This is a genomic window from Staphylococcus sp. TCBT05 (genome assembly GCF_055179755.1).
The window spans coordinates 1,110,874-1,124,436 of record NZ_JBUQDQ010000005.1; the positions used below are offsets into that span (position 1 = coordinate 1,110,874).

The following is a 13,563-nucleotide window of genomic DNA, read 5'->3' on the forward strand; positions in this document are numbered from 1 at the left end:
GACTGACAAAACAATAATACAAAAATGTTTTATTATATTTTGGAATAGTAGGATATTGAATTGTATTAAAAAAGGGAATGGAATACAGAATGCCTTAACATTCATAATAAATACGTTTACAATATAAGTAACATTACCTAAAAAGTGTGGGGCTTTTATGATGGAATGTTGTTGAACAACAATGAGAATAATACGGGCAGTATATTATAAAAACAGGGGTGAATCGAATGCAGGAACATTTAATCGTTTCTTTAGATGGTAAAGACTATCTTGTTGAACCAGGCACGAATTTGTTGCAATTTATTAAATCACAAGATACATTTGTGCCTTCGATTTGTTATAACGAATCGCTAGGACCTATTCAAACTTGTGATACTTGTACAGTTGAGATTGACGGCCAAATTGGACGTGCGTGTAGTACAACGATTGATCGACCAATGGTGGTTAATACACAAACAGATAATGTACAAACAAGCCAAAAGGAAGCACTTGATCGCATATTAGAGAAGCACATGTTGTATTGTACTGTGTGTGATTATAATAATGGTGATTGTGAAATTCATAATACAATGGATCAGTGGGGACTTGAGCATCAAACGTACGAATATAAAGAAAAGCCATATGAAAAAGATTATGGTCCCTTTTACAGATATGATCCAAATCAATGTATTTTATGTGGACGATGTGTTGAAGTTTGTCAAGATGTTCAAGTCAATGAGACTTTGACAATAGATTGGGAGCGACAACAACCACGTGTTATTTGGGATAATGATACAACAATTAATGATTCCTCATGTGTTGGCTGTGGTCAATGTGCAACGGTATGTCCTTGTAATGCCATGCTTGAAGTCAATATGGAAGGCAATGCGGGCTATATGACAGATTTAGAACCCGGTTCTTTAGCCGCGATGATAGATTTAACTAAAAAAGCAGAACCGGGCTATGGTCCTTTATTTGCAGTATCTGATTCTGAAGCTGCCATGAGAGAAGAAAGAATTGAGAAAACGAAGACAGTATGTACTTATTGTGGTGTTGGCTGTTCATTTGACGTATGGACAAAGGATAGAGAAGTACTAAAGGTGCAACCACAGCATGAATCACCGGCCAATAAAATATCATCATGTGTGAAAGGAAAATTTGGTTGGGATTATGTTGATTCAGATGAACGCTTGACTAAGCCATTAGTAAGAAAAAATGGTCAATTCGAAGAAGTTGAGTGGGAAGAAGCTTTACAAGTTGTATCAGACAATTTTACTAAGGTGAAAGATAAATTAGGTCCAGACGGTTTAGCATTTATCTCTTCCTCCAAAGCTACAAACGAAGAATCATATTTAATGCAAAAGTTAGCGCGCCAAGTTATAGGTACAAATAATGTAGATAATTGTTCAAGATATTGCCAAGCTCCTGCAACTAAAGGTCTATTTAGAACAGTGGGGCATGGTGGAGATTCTGGTTCTATAGATGATTTAGAAATTGCAGATATGGTCGTACTTATTGGTACAAACACTGCTGAGGCACATCCTGTCATTGCATCAAGAATTAAACGAGGTCATAAACTTTATCAAAATACATTAAATGTATTTGATATTAGAAAGCATGAAATGGCAGAACGTGCTGACAATTTCTATCAACCTAAACCAGGCACAGATTTAGTTTGGTTATCTGCGGTAACGAAATATATTATCGACAATGATTTACATGATACAGCATTTATTGATGAATGGGTGAATGATTTCGAAGCATATAGAACGTCTCTAGAACCATTTACAATGGACTTTGCAGAAGAAACAACGGGTATAACTGCAGAAGCGCTGATTGATTTTGCACACCAAGTTGTCAATGCAAAATCAGTATCGATTTGTTGGGCAATGGGTGTAACACAACAAGATATTGGTAGTGATACGTCTACTGCAATTTCTAATTTATTATTAGCAACAGGCAATTATAGAAAGCCAGGTTCAGGTGCTTATCCGCTTAGAGGACATAACAATGTACAAGGTTGTAGTGATATGGGTAGTATGCCTGATCAATTCCCAGGTTATCAATTGGTTACTGATGATGAAGTACGAGCTAGATTTGAAAGAGAATATGGTGAAAGTTTACCAAGTCATCCAGGACGTGATAATCATCAAATGATGGAAGGTATTCATGAAGGTGAAATTGATTCTTTATATTTATACGGGGAAGATACAGGTATTGTTGATTCGAATATCAACTTTGTACAAGCAGCTTTAGAAAAGGTTGGTTTCCTTGTAGTACAAGATGAGTTTTTCACTTTTACAGCATCATATGCAGACGTTGTCTTGCCTGCCAGCCCATCACTTGAAAAAACTGGAACTTTTACAAATACAGAGCGAAGAATTCAACGTATCTATCAAGCATTGGAACCAAAGGGAGACTCTAAACCTGATTGGCAAATCATTCAAGCAGTGGCGAAATCATTAGGATATGATTGGGGATATACACACCCAAGTCAAATCATGGATGAAGTTGCACGATTGACACCACTTTATTCAGGTGTAAATTATGAGCGTTTAGAAGGTTATAACAGTTTACAATGGCCAGTTGCAGCAGATGGTACAGATGAACCAACCTTGTATCTAGAAGGATTTAACTTTGATGATGGTAAAGCGAAATTCTATCCACTGTCATTTGATAATTTCTTCAAAGTGAATGAAGTTTATGATCTACATGTAAATAACGGTCGATTATTAGAACACTTCCATGAAGGTAATATGACATATAAGGTACCAGGATTAGAATACAAAATGCCTAATGCATTTGTAGAGATTTCACCTGAACTAGCTGAAGACAGAGGCATCCATGAAGGTGCAGAAATCAAGCTTATTTCTGAAACTGGAGAAGCGGAATTGGTAGCGCATGTTACTGATAGAGTTAAAGGTAAAGAAATATATATCCCTCTAAATAACAATGCAATGTTGCATGGTGACAATGGTGCAATTAATTTATTGACCAATAGTGACGTTGATAAAGATACAGATACACCATCATATAAACGTACAAGTTGTCGAATGGAAGTAAAAACACGAAGAGGAAAGTCACCACTTAATCCTACGAATTTCCGGGTGAATAAACAGCGCCAACCACAATATAGTGTTAGAGTTGAAGATAAATGGAGACGTGATGACTATACTTTCCCAGGAAGTCAGGTGGATAACTAATGGCTGAAAGAATAACTAAAATAAAACGCATGGAGAAGACAGAAGCAGAAATCAAGCAAGAAAGTATGGCTGAAGTAACAGACGCAATTGTTGCTAATAAAGATAGTATCTTAAAAGCAATTAATCTAATTAGTACATTAGATGACGCTAAAATATTAGATGCTCTGTCTGGCGCAGTTAAAAGTCGAGGAGTAATCGCCAATAAATTTGCTGTAGAACTAAATAAAGAACAATATACTGGGTTAATTTCAAATATGGCTTCACTCGTATTCTTATTAGGTGATTTAAATGTAAATGATTTATCTACAATGCTAAACAAAGTCAATAAAGGTTTGCATGTAGCAAACCAAGCAAACCCAAACCAAAAAACATCTATCACCGGATTAATGAGTATTTTAAAAGACGATGAAATGAACCGCAGTTTAACTTATATGTTGAATATGCTGAGAGGTATGTCACGCTAATATAATAGTATGTGTTCACAGAATGACATGTAACAGACCAAGATAGGAGAAAGTTATTTTCTATCTTGGTCTGTTTTATTGTTTAGAAAATGACATATTGCAAAATGCTTAAATATGATACAATTTCTAGTATTAGAGTTTAATATTAGTTTTTTAGATGAGGAGAGGAAGACATATTAATCCGAAAATGATAAAAGTCATGGCCATCATTTCCAATGTTATTCTAGTATTGGGAATTGTGTTCTTGATTACAATGAATATAATGATGGCAATTACAATGTTTGTTGTCTCATTAGCGATAAGTCTCACAATCTTCAATACGTTATTTAGAGATAGAAGAGGAATGAAGATTGCTATCAATGTGTCGTTTGCAATTGTGCTAATTGCGATTATATTTGCATATATTACATTAACTAAATAATTGTGTAAGTTAGGGAGTTTTTCTGAAAATGAAGCAATTAATTACGCAAAGACTTTCGGTCGTGTTATTGATCGTTATTTTAGCTGTTTTTGTTCTGTTACTGATTATCAATGAAACGACTTTATTTGATAACCAGAAGACAAACACATTTAATGAGGCCGTGAGTAAACAAGTAGATGGTAATGCATTAAACATGAAAGAAGAACAAGGTCAATTTGTTGATGCTTCAAGAGCAGATGTGAAACAAGCTATGGACATTGATAATGAATATGAAAATCTAAATTATATGGATATTTCAGAAAAGGTACCTATGTCTGAGCATGAATTGAATCAAATATTAAAAGATAAAGGTATTTTAAAAGGACAAGCAAAGGCTTTTCTTAAAGCTCAGGAAAAGTATGATGTAAATGTCCTATATCTGATAAGTCATGCTTTAGTTGAAACAGGTCATGGTCGTTCAGAATTGGCAAAAGGCATTAAAGATGATGGTAAAAAGTATTATAATTTCTTTGGCATAGGTGCGTTTGATGAGAATGCAGTGCACACAGGAAGTAGTTATGCTAAGAAACAATCTTGGACATCGCCTAAACGTGCAATTATGGGTGGCGCAAAATTTGTTCGTAAAAATTACTTTGATAAAAAGCAAATTACATTATATCAAATGCGTTGGAACCCTAAAGCACCAGGGGAACATCAATATGCTTCTGATATCGCATGGGACGGTAATATTGCACGCTTTATGCAACATTATTATGACAAGTTTGGTATTAAAAAGGATCATGTTTATAAAGATTACTATTTATAATGGACCAATATTTTATGAATAAAGGATAACGATGTAATCAATACAGGTGTTATCTTTTTTCTTTGTAAAGTAATTAAGGAATTCATTAAAAAACACAGGCTAGTAAGAACAAATAAGTTTAATGATAGATGGAGTGAAAATGATGAAGATAGGTATAGTAGGTGCAGGTATCGGTGGTTTAACGACTGCAGCGTTACTGATTGAGCAAGGTCATGACGTAAAGGTATTTGAACAGAAACAAGATATAACTGAAATTGGTGCAGGGATAGGTATCGGGGGCAATGTCCTTGAAAAGTTAGGTAATCATGATTTAGCGAAAGGCATAAGAAATATCGGACATGAAATAGAGCAAATGGCAGTGCTAGATGATAAAGGTAATACGCTATCTAATGTGAAATTAAAGAAAAAGACTGTTAATTTGACGGTGAAACGTCAAGATTTAGTAGATGTTATTCAATCTTATGTACCATCACAATATCTTTATTTTGGACACCGTGTGGAAACAATTGAAAGTGAACCACTTAAAGTGACATTGAAATTTGAATCTCAATCTCAAGCAGATGAAGCATTTGATTTATGTATAGCTGCAGATGGCATTCATTCAAATGTTAGACAATATATATTACCAGATAGTAAGCCGATATATAGAGGGTATACTGTGTTTAGAGGATTAGTAGACGATGTAAATATAAAAGAAGAACAGGTTGCTAAAGAATATTGGGCTACAAAAGGTAGAGTAGGCATTGTTCCTTTATTAAATCATCAGGCTTATTGGTTTATTTCTATTAATGCTAAAGCGCATGATGCAAAGTATAAAGCATTTGGTAAACCTCATTTACAAGCAAGATTTAATCATTTTCCAAATGAAGTAAGAATGATATTAGACAAACAAAGCGAAACAGATATTTTACTTCATGATATTTATGATATACAACCACTGAAGTCATTTGTGTATCAACGTGTTGTCTTGTTAGGGGATGCAGCACATGCTATGACACCAAACATGGGACAGGGCGCAGGACAAGCGATGGAAGATGCGATTGTATTAGCTAATTGCCTTGCGCAGTATGATTTCGATGAAGCTTTGCAACGTTATGATAAATTACGTGTTAAACATACTAAAAAAGTAATTAAACGTTCTAGAAATATTGGGAAAATAGCACAAAAATCAAATAAGTTATTAGTCGCTTTGCGTAATTTTGTTGTTAAAATTATGCCAAACCAACTAGCCAGTGCGCAAACAAAATTCTTATACAAAACAAAATTAAAGTAGCTATGAAAGTTATGTTGAACATATAAATACAATTAAAAGAGAAGCCCTTAAATGAAGTCTACTGATTTCATTTAAGGGCTTCTCTTTTTAGTAGGTGCATGTAAATTGTCGAAAATCACTAGTTTACTATAAATTTTGGTGTTTTATTCTCTAGTTTACTTAATGTATCATTCGCAACAATTTTAGCCATCATATCTCGTGACTCATATGTTGCATTTCCGATATGTGGTGTAATGACTACATTATCAAGTGATTTCAATTTTTCGTTAATCTGTGGTTCAAATTCAAAGACATCAAGAGCAGCACCTTCTATCAGTTTATCTTGTAATGCTTCGACAAGTGCTGCTTCATGGACAATTGGCCCACGTGATGCATTGATTAAATAGCTTGTCGGCTTCATTAATTTAAATTGAGGTGTATCGATTAAATGATGTAAATCTGTAGAATAGGCAGCATTAATCGTTACAAAATCTGAATGCTTTAAAAGCGTTTCTAAATCTACATATTTTGCGCCGATTTCGCGCTCTTTATCCTTTTTCTGATTTGGTCCAGTATAAAGAATATTCATATCGAAAGCTTTTGCTCTTTTCGCAACTGCACCACCAATTTCACCTAAGCCTATGATACCGATTGTTTTGCCTGACACTTCTCGACCTCTAAAGAATAAAGGAGCCCAACCATCGAATCCTGTTGAACGACATAATTTATCGCCTTCAACAATACGTCTTGCCGCAGCTAACACGAGTCCAAATGTTAATTCAGCTGTTGAATTAGTCGAAGCCTTGGGCGTATTAGTAACGTCGATATCCTTTTGTCGAGCATAGGCAGTATCGACATTATTAAATCCAGCGCCATAATTTGCGATTATTTTTAATTTATTTCCTGCATCAATGACATCTTTATCAACATTCGTTGATAATAGACTGATTAATGCGTCAGCATCTTTGACACCTGACTTTAATGTCTCTTGATCAATAATTCCTTTACCATCATACATTTCAACTTCAGCACCAGCTTGTTCAAGTGCTTTAAGTCCTGCTTCAGGAATAGGTCCTGCGATATAAACTTTTACCATTAATAATCACTTCCTTTAATACAAAGTATAGTAAATAAATATGGGCTTAACAAATTTTTATATTTAAAATGAAATAAAATAACTAAACACAATCGTTTAAGGGATATGTAAAAAAATAAATTACTTTAATAACGTATATTAAATCTCATTTTCTTTGTACTTGAGCAATTGACCAATTAACTAATTAACTAATTAACTTTAGACCTACAATTGATAGAACTATCAAACCGATAAAAAATACACGTTTGGCATTTTTGGCTTCATTATATAGCAACATGCCTACTAATGTGCCACCACCAGTACCAATACCACTCCATATAGCATATGCTGTGCCCATAGGTATGGTATTCATTGCTAATTTCAATGTACTAAAGCTACAGATAAAGGCAACTGCTAATAGAACGACAAGTGATTTCTTTTTTGTTCTTGTAATTTCATTTAAAATGATGACACCAACAACTTCTAATAAACCTGCAAAAAATAAAATGAACCAACTCATTACTGCTGCACCTCCGAAGTTGATAACTTAAGTCCAATAATGCCAATAATTAATAGACAAATAAGCATCATTTTTACAATATTGAAGTTATCTCCAAAGAAAATAATATCTACAATTACTGTGCCAACAGAACCTATGCCAACAAATACAGCATAAACAGTGCCCACTGGTAGTGCTTTACAAGCTGAAATAACTAAGAAGAAACTTATGCCGATAATTATAATTACTGCTAACCAACTCCATACAGAATTAGCAACATTTAAACCAGTAACCCATAATACCTCGATCAAACCAGCCAATATTACTTTAAACCACTGCATTGTCTTACCTCCTAATTTATACGAAACGTGTCCATTTTCTCAAATTTATTATTATACTGCAATGTCATATAACAAAAAAAGACTGAAACATGAAGCATAATCATGTTCCAGCCTATATTAATGGTAGCGCAATTCAACAGACAGAATGGAAGAACTTTCCCTTAAAGAACTTGTCATTTAGTCATATTTGCTTAGATAGTGTACTTATACTTATTTATAAGCATAGATGATATCCAATACCATTGTAGCGAATTATATTAAATGTTTAGTTATTAGTTTAAGTGGATATAGTTGTAAGAACTAGCTTCAGAAGAAGAAATTGTTCTTTCACTTACTGAATATGGTCCACCGCCATAGTTCATTTCTGAAACTGTAACAGAACCATCGCTAGATACGTTTTCAACGTATGCAACATGTCCGTAAGGTCCAGAGTTAGATTGTAAAATTGAGCCTTGTTCAGGTGTGTTGTTAACTGTATAACCAGCTGAAGATGCTGCTGAAGCCCAGTTATTTGCATTTCCCCAAGTAGAGCCGATTTCACCATTTACTTTATCATAAACATACCAAGTACATTGGCCTGCTGTATATAAATTCCCACTTGAAGCAGATTGAGTTGTACTTTCGTTAGTTGATTGAGTTTGAGTTTGTTCTGCTGCGTCTGCCTCTTGACCATGATCTAATCCCAACATTGCTGCTCCGATTCCTGCTGTTAAAGTTGTAGCTGTTAATAATTTTTTCATTTTAAAAAGTCCTCCCAAAAGTCATCATTCATAAAATAACTTTATCTATTAATTAATTTAAGTTGATTGTTTTTCGTATGTGCTTTTTAACGACAAATAATACTCTAACAGATGAATTTGGTTTTGTGTGCAATGTTACGTCTTTGTAAACCAATTAAAAAAACCTCACATGTCATTGTAATAAATGCATGTAGAGGTTACAGTCTGACATAATTCAATTTTATGTTGGCACTACTAGTGTGAGCTCCATTGGTTAGTTAATATAAAACACCAATTATTACAAGACTTGTAAAAAGTCACAAAATTTAGATTTATATTATTTAAAAAATCTAATAGATAAAGGTGCTAAATAATCTTCTCCATTATAAGATTTAACTGCAGCAATAATAGTAAATATTATCATTAAAATACCCAATACTATTAATAGTAATAAGCCAATTAATACTAAAGATAATATTGAAGCGACAATAACCCAAATAAAATAAGACAGATAAAAATTAAAGTAGTTCTTCCCTGCACGGTCTACAAATGGTGATTCATCACGTTTAATGAGCCAAATGATTAGAGGCCCTATAATAGAAGTGAAAAAGCTTAATACATAAATAAGCATTGCCATTAATCGTGCATCATCATTTACTTCAATATTAGATGTGTTGTTTGTTTCATATTGATGTTCAGGCATTATACCCCTCCTTTTTCTTTTACTATAACAAAAATAATTTAACTTTATATCAATTTCTGAAAATAAAATTAGGTTTTTTATCTAGCAACTATGTGTAGCGATTGTTACAATGTGTCGTGTTACAACGGTATGTGATCGCTTTTCTATTGCGAGCCATTGTTTATCGTTAATTATTACTGGTTATACAATAAAGTAATGTAAATAAAGTTGAAGAAAGAAGGGTGATTATGAAAATTGCAATTATAGGCTCTGGTAATGGGGCAGTAACAGCAGCATTAGATATGAGGACTAAAGGTCATGAAGTGAAATTATATTGTAGAAACCAATCAATACATAAATTTGATAAAGCTATAGAACGTGGAGGCTTTTCCTTTACGAATGAGGGAGAGACAAACTTTGTACCATTTACTGATATCAGTGATGATATGTCATACGTATTAGAGGATGCAGAGGTGATACAAGTCGTCATACCATCTTCATTTATCGAACATTATGCACATACGATGGCACCATTCTTGAAATCAGAACAACTGATCTTTTTTAATATGGCAGCAGCAATGGGTTCTATTAGATTCTTGAATGTCCTAGAGGAAATGCATATTGAGACAAAACCTAAACTTGCTGAAGTAAATACACTTACTTATGGAACACGAGTGGATTTTGATGAAGCGTCCGTTAACTTATCATTAAATGTGAGAAAGGTTCATTTTTCTACCTATGATAAGGAAGATTTGAGCGATAGCTTTGAGAAAATTGAATTACTGTATCCATATATTGTTAAAGAAGAAAGCCTATGGAAAACAAACCTAGAAAATGGAAATCCAGAAGTTCATCCAGGACCAACATTATTAAACGTTGGTCGTATAGATTATGCAGAAGATTTTGCTTTATATGCAGAAGGGATTACGCAACACACAGTGCGTTTATTACATGCTGTAGAATTAGAACGATTAACACTCGGACGTAAATTGGGTTTCGAATTATCTACAGCAAAAGATGCACGTATTGACCGTGGCTATTTGGAACAAGTTGATGAAGATGAACCATTGAACCGTTTATTTAATAACAGTCCAGTATTTTCCCAAATAAAAGGGCCTAATCAAGTTAAAAATCGCTACTTAACAGAAGATATTGCCTATGGTCTTGTCTTGTGGTCAAGTCTTGGTAAGCATATCGGTGTGGCAACACCTAATACAGATGCCATTATCACCATTGCGTCGACAATATTGGAACGAGACTTTTTTGAAGAAGGGCTAACAATTGAGGAACTTGGCATTGATAAACTTGGATTAGATTAATTTAACAATGCGTATATTTAATAGAATATAAAGGGGGGTGCAAATGATGACGAGACAGCCAACTTTTGTTGAGTCTATTTCTACTATTGTAGTTATGATTATTATAGTTATTACAGGTTTTGTTGGGTTTGGTATTCCAATACAAGCATTGCTTATCTTAGCATCTGCTTATGCTGCTTGGATTGCTAAAAGAGTAGGCTTGAAGTGGAGCGATCTTGAAGAAGGTATAACGAACAGATTAGCAACTGCAATGCCAGCAATTTTTATTATTTTAGCAGTGGGTATTATTGTTGGCACATGGATGTACTCTGGCACAGTACCTGCTTTGATTTATTATGGTTTAGAGTTTTTAAATCCTAATTTATTTTTAGTATCTGCATTTATCATTTGTGCAATCACATCAGTGGCGACTGGAACAGCATGGGGTTCTGCTTCAACAGCGGGTATCGCGTTAATGGCGATTGCTAATCAATTACATATTCCACATGGTATGGCTGCTGGTGCAATCATTGCTGGTGCAGTTTTTGGTGATAAAATGTCACCACTATCTGATACGACAAATTTAGCTGCACTTGTTACAAAGGTGAATATTTTTAGCCATATTAGAGCGATGGTATGGACGACAGTACCTGCTTCCATTGTCGGAATTGTTGTATGGTTTATAGTGGGACGCCAATTTAAAGGTGATGCTAATTCAGCACAAATCAAACGATTATTAGGTGAACTATCACAAATTTATAATATTAATGTGTTAGTCTGGTTACCAATTATTGTCATTGTCTTGTGTTTGGCATTTAAAATGTCTACTGTTCCAGCCATGTTATTATCTAGTCTTAGCGCAATCATCGTAGGTGTTGTAAACAATAAATTTAGTATTGTAGACGGTTTTAAATCTACGTTTGATGGCTTTAATAAAGGTATGATATCTACAGAGCATCTATCTGCTAAGACAGTCACTTTGATAGAACAAGGTGGCATGATGAGTATGACGGAAATTGTAGTTACGATATTTTGTGGGTATGCATTTGCTGGTATTGTAGAAAAGGCCGGTTGTTTAGATGTAATCTTGCAAAAAATTTCAAAAAATATCAATTCTGTAGGTCAACTTATCTTAATAACGATTATTGGTGGATTAATAATGGTATTAGCAGCGGGGGTCGCTTCAGTAGTAATTATTATGGTCGGTGTGTTAATGACAGATATGTATAATAAAATGAATCTTGATAGAACGAATTTATCTCGAACATTGGAAGATTCAGGTACAATGATAATCCCACTCATACCGTGGGGAACATCAGGTATATATTATACTCAGCAATTAGGTGTTACAGTGGATCAGTTCTTTATTTGGACTGTACCTTGTTACCTATGTATTTGTTTCGCATTATTCTATGGGTTTACAGGTATTGGAATAAAAATAGTAAAATCAACGCACTCATAACAATATGCCCAGCTATCATGTTTGAATGATAGTTGGGCATATTTACTGTTGTTATAAGGATAATCATGTTTTTTATTTTATACCGTTGATGGTTTAATAGAAGGAAAAAAATAATAAATTTTCAAATAGAAGTTTAAACAGTTATATTTGGGATATAAATTAATATGAATGAGATGATATGAGTTTGAGTTGAGTAATAATTGTAGCGATATTACTTTAATTATCTGTATATTCATCGATAATTCAATGTAGGTAAAGATTTAAAATATCCTTCTATAATCTATTTAATCGGTTTTACATTGTATATTGTAGCGATGGTGCAATGTAAGACCGGTTCTCGTTTGTTTTCGTATGATGAATATAAATAAAAAAGGCAATCCATATGGATTGCCTTTTGAAACATACTTATTAGTGAATGTAGTTGTAGCTTGAAGCTTCACTTGCTGAAATTGTACGTGAAGTAACAACACCAGCGCCTTGACCGTAGTTCATTTCTGAAACAGTGATTGAACCATCGCTGTTAACACTTTCAACATATGCTACGTGTCCGTAAGCACCAGCTGAAGTTTGTAAGATTGAACCTTGTGAAGGTGAGTTATTTACTGTGTAACCTGAAGCAGCTGCAGCGCTTGCCCAGTTATTAGCATTGCCCCAAGTTGATCCAATTTTACCGCCAACTTTGTCGTATACATAGTATGTACATTGACCAGCAGTGTATAGGTTGTTTGAAGAACCTGAAGTGCTAGAAATTGAAATTGATGAACTTGATGATGAGCTAGTTGATTTTGATGAACTTGATGGTGCACTTGTAGTTGTTACTTTGATGTTATGGCTTGAAGTAGAGTTTGAAACTGAAGCGCCTCTTCCACCAGTTGCTTGATTATTAGCTGTATATGATTGCTTACCATAGCTATTCCCAGTAGCGTATGAAGCAGTTTGATTATAGTTACTGTAGTTACTGTGACCTTGGTCAGCTTGACTAGGGTTCCAGTTACCTTTCCAATCGTAGTGGTAGTTACCTTGTTGATCGATTGTGTAAGAATACTCGTATGATGTTGGATCGTTTGGATTGTATCCACCGTTATTATTTTCTGCTGCATCTGCATCGTGATGTGCAAAACCAAAAGTAGCGATTCCTGCAGTTGCGATTGTAGCTGTAGCGATTTTCTTCATTATAAAATATCCTCCTAGAATTTCTCTCTATTTATTATTATATTTTTCGTAATGCTATTCCCAGTCTCTAACGACAATAATTTGTTTTTTATGTTTTCGCTGTTTCAACGACAAGAAATACTTTATCAGAAAAATAACCATTTGTGTGCATTGTTATCGTTTTGTAATTTAGTTCTAATAATTTAACCTA

13 protein-coding genes are annotated in these 13,563 nt (G+C 34.1%); 7 read left to right on the forward strand and 6 right to left on the reverse strand.

Features of this window, described 5'->3' with window-relative positions:
- Positions 1-227 precede the first annotated feature (227 nt).
- The 5 genes from fdhF to ACY191_RS04965 all read left to right on the forward strand — a co-directional run bounded on the left by fdhF (position 228) and on the right by ACY191_RS04965 (position 6,145).
- A complete protein-coding gene (gene fdhF / locus ACY191_RS04945; RefSeq protein WP_229366619.1) occupies positions 228-3,182 on the forward strand; it encodes a formate dehydrogenase subunit alpha in 2,955 nt (984 codons plus the stop codon).
- Positions 3,182-3,646 (forward strand): helical membrane plugin domain-containing protein, encoded by a 465-nt coding sequence (locus ACY191_RS04950; RefSeq protein WP_107579664.1) that lies wholly within the window; start codon positions 3,182-3,184, stop codon positions 3,644-3,646. Before fdhF ends, ACY191_RS04950 begins: the two co-directional genes overlap by 1 nt.
- Before the next feature lie 157 nt (positions 3,647-3,803).
- On the forward strand, positions 3,804-4,067 hold the full coding sequence (locus ACY191_RS04955; protein WP_162846353.1) for a hypothetical protein: 264 nt from the start codon (positions 3,804-3,806) through the stop codon (positions 4,065-4,067).
- A 28-nt stretch (positions 4,068-4,095) separates the two neighbouring features.
- Positions 4,096-4,872: an N-acetylglucosaminidase gene (locus ACY191_RS04960; RefSeq protein ID WP_042739137.1), complete on the forward strand. Its 777-nt coding sequence runs from the start codon at positions 4,096-4,098 to the stop codon at positions 4,870-4,872.
- 142 nt (positions 4,873-5,014) lie between these two features.
- The gene (locus ACY191_RS04965) at positions 5,015-6,145 is read left to right on the forward strand and encodes an FAD-dependent monooxygenase (RefSeq protein ID WP_229366620.1); all 1,131 of its coding nucleotides are present in this window, start codon (positions 5,015-5,017) and stop codon (positions 6,143-6,145) included.
- Between the two features lie 118 nt (positions 6,146-6,263).
- Here the strand turns inward: ACY191_RS04965 and ACY191_RS04970 are convergent, their stop codons facing one another.
- From ACY191_RS04970 to ACY191_RS04990, 5 genes are all read right to left on the reverse strand, one after another.
- Complete coding sequence (locus ACY191_RS04970; protein WP_042739135.1) at positions 6,264-7,220, reverse strand: 2-hydroxyacid dehydrogenase family protein; 957 nt, start codon at positions 7,218-7,220, stop codon at positions 6,264-6,266.
- A gap of 184 nt (positions 7,221-7,404) precedes the next feature.
- Positions 7,405-7,719, reverse strand: coding sequence for a DMT family transporter (locus ACY191_RS04975; protein ID WP_042739134.1), 315 nt, complete (start codon positions 7,717-7,719; stop codon positions 7,405-7,407).
- The gene (locus ACY191_RS04980) at positions 7,719-8,039 is read right to left on the reverse strand and encodes a DMT family transporter (protein WP_042739133.1); all 321 of its coding nucleotides are present in this window, start codon (positions 8,037-8,039) and stop codon (positions 7,719-7,721) included. The genes ACY191_RS04975 and ACY191_RS04980 overlap by 1 nt, the downstream gene beginning before the upstream one ends.
- A gap of 272 nt (positions 8,040-8,311) precedes the next feature.
- On the reverse strand, positions 8,312-8,779 hold the full coding sequence (locus ACY191_RS04985) for a CHAP domain-containing protein (protein WP_042739132.1): 468 nt from the start codon (positions 8,777-8,779) through the stop codon (positions 8,312-8,314).
- A gap of 316 nt (positions 8,780-9,095) precedes the next feature.
- Positions 9,096-9,461: a DUF4870 domain-containing protein gene (locus ACY191_RS04990; RefSeq protein WP_042739131.1), complete on the reverse strand. Its 366-nt coding sequence runs from the start codon at positions 9,459-9,461 to the stop codon at positions 9,096-9,098.
- A 227-nt stretch (positions 9,462-9,688) separates the two neighbouring features.
- Here ACY191_RS04990 and ACY191_RS04995 point away from each other — a divergent pair, with 227 nt between their 5' ends.
- A complete protein-coding gene (locus tag ACY191_RS04995) occupies positions 9,689-10,759 on the forward strand; it encodes an NAD/NADP-dependent octopine/nopaline dehydrogenase family protein (RefSeq protein WP_229366621.1) in 1,071 nt (356 codons plus the stop codon).
- Between the two features lie 46 nt (positions 10,760-10,805).
- Positions 10,806-12,200: a Na+/H+ antiporter NhaC gene (gene nhaC, locus ACY191_RS05000; protein WP_232165237.1), complete on the forward strand. Its 1,395-nt coding sequence runs from the start codon at positions 10,806-10,808 to the stop codon at positions 12,198-12,200.
- Between the two features lie 408 nt (positions 12,201-12,608).
- Here nhaC and ACY191_RS05005 read toward each other — a convergent pair whose 3' ends face one another.
- Complete coding sequence (locus ACY191_RS05005) at positions 12,609-13,373, reverse strand: CHAP domain-containing protein (protein WP_042739129.1); 765 nt, start codon at positions 13,371-13,373, stop codon at positions 12,609-12,611.
- Positions 13,374-13,563 lie beyond the last annotated feature (190 nt).

Bases quoted from the DNA above. Each gene is read 5' to 3' on its own strand.
- fdhF (WP_229366619.1), top strand. From the start codon at position 228: ATGCAGGAACATTTAATCGTTTCTTTAGATGGTAAAGACTATCTTGTT.
- ACY191_RS04950 (WP_107579664.1), top strand. From the start codon at position 3,182: ATGGCTGAAAGAATAACTAAAATAAAACGCATGGAGAAGACAGAAGCA.
- ACY191_RS04955 (WP_162846353.1), top strand. From the start codon at position 3,804: ATGAGGAGAGGAAGACATATTAATCCGAAAATGATAAAAGTCATGGCC.
- ACY191_RS04960 (WP_042739137.1), top strand. From the start codon at position 4,096: ATGAAGCAATTAATTACGCAAAGACTTTCGGTCGTGTTATTGATCGTT.
- ACY191_RS04965 (WP_229366620.1), top strand. From the start codon at position 5,015: ATGAAGATAGGTATAGTAGGTGCAGGTATCGGTGGTTTAACGACTGCA.
- ACY191_RS04970 (WP_042739135.1), bottom strand. From the start codon at position 7,220: ATGGTAAAAGTTTATATCGCAGGACCTATTCCTGAAGCAGGACTTAAA.
- ACY191_RS04975 (WP_042739134.1), bottom strand. From the start codon at position 7,719: ATGAGTTGGTTCATTTTATTTTTTGCAGGTTTATTAGAAGTTGTTGGT.
- ACY191_RS04980 (WP_042739133.1), bottom strand. From the start codon at position 8,039: ATGCAGTGGTTTAAAGTAATATTGGCTGGTTTGATCGAGGTATTATGG.
- ACY191_RS04985 (WP_042739132.1), bottom strand. From the start codon at position 8,779: ATGAAAAAATTATTAACAGCTACAACTTTAACAGCAGGAATCGGAGCA.
- ACY191_RS04990 (WP_042739131.1), bottom strand. From the start codon at position 9,461: ATGCCTGAACATCAATATGAAACAAACAACACATCTAATATTGAAGTA.
- ACY191_RS04995 (WP_229366621.1), top strand. From the start codon at position 9,689: ATGAAAATTGCAATTATAGGCTCTGGTAATGGGGCAGTAACAGCAGCA.
- nhaC (WP_232165237.1), top strand. From the start codon at position 10,806: ATGACGAGACAGCCAACTTTTGTTGAGTCTATTTCTACTATTGTAGTT.
- ACY191_RS05005 (WP_042739129.1), bottom strand. From the start codon at position 13,373: ATGAAGAAAATCGCTACAGCTACAATCGCAACTGCAGGAATCGCTACT.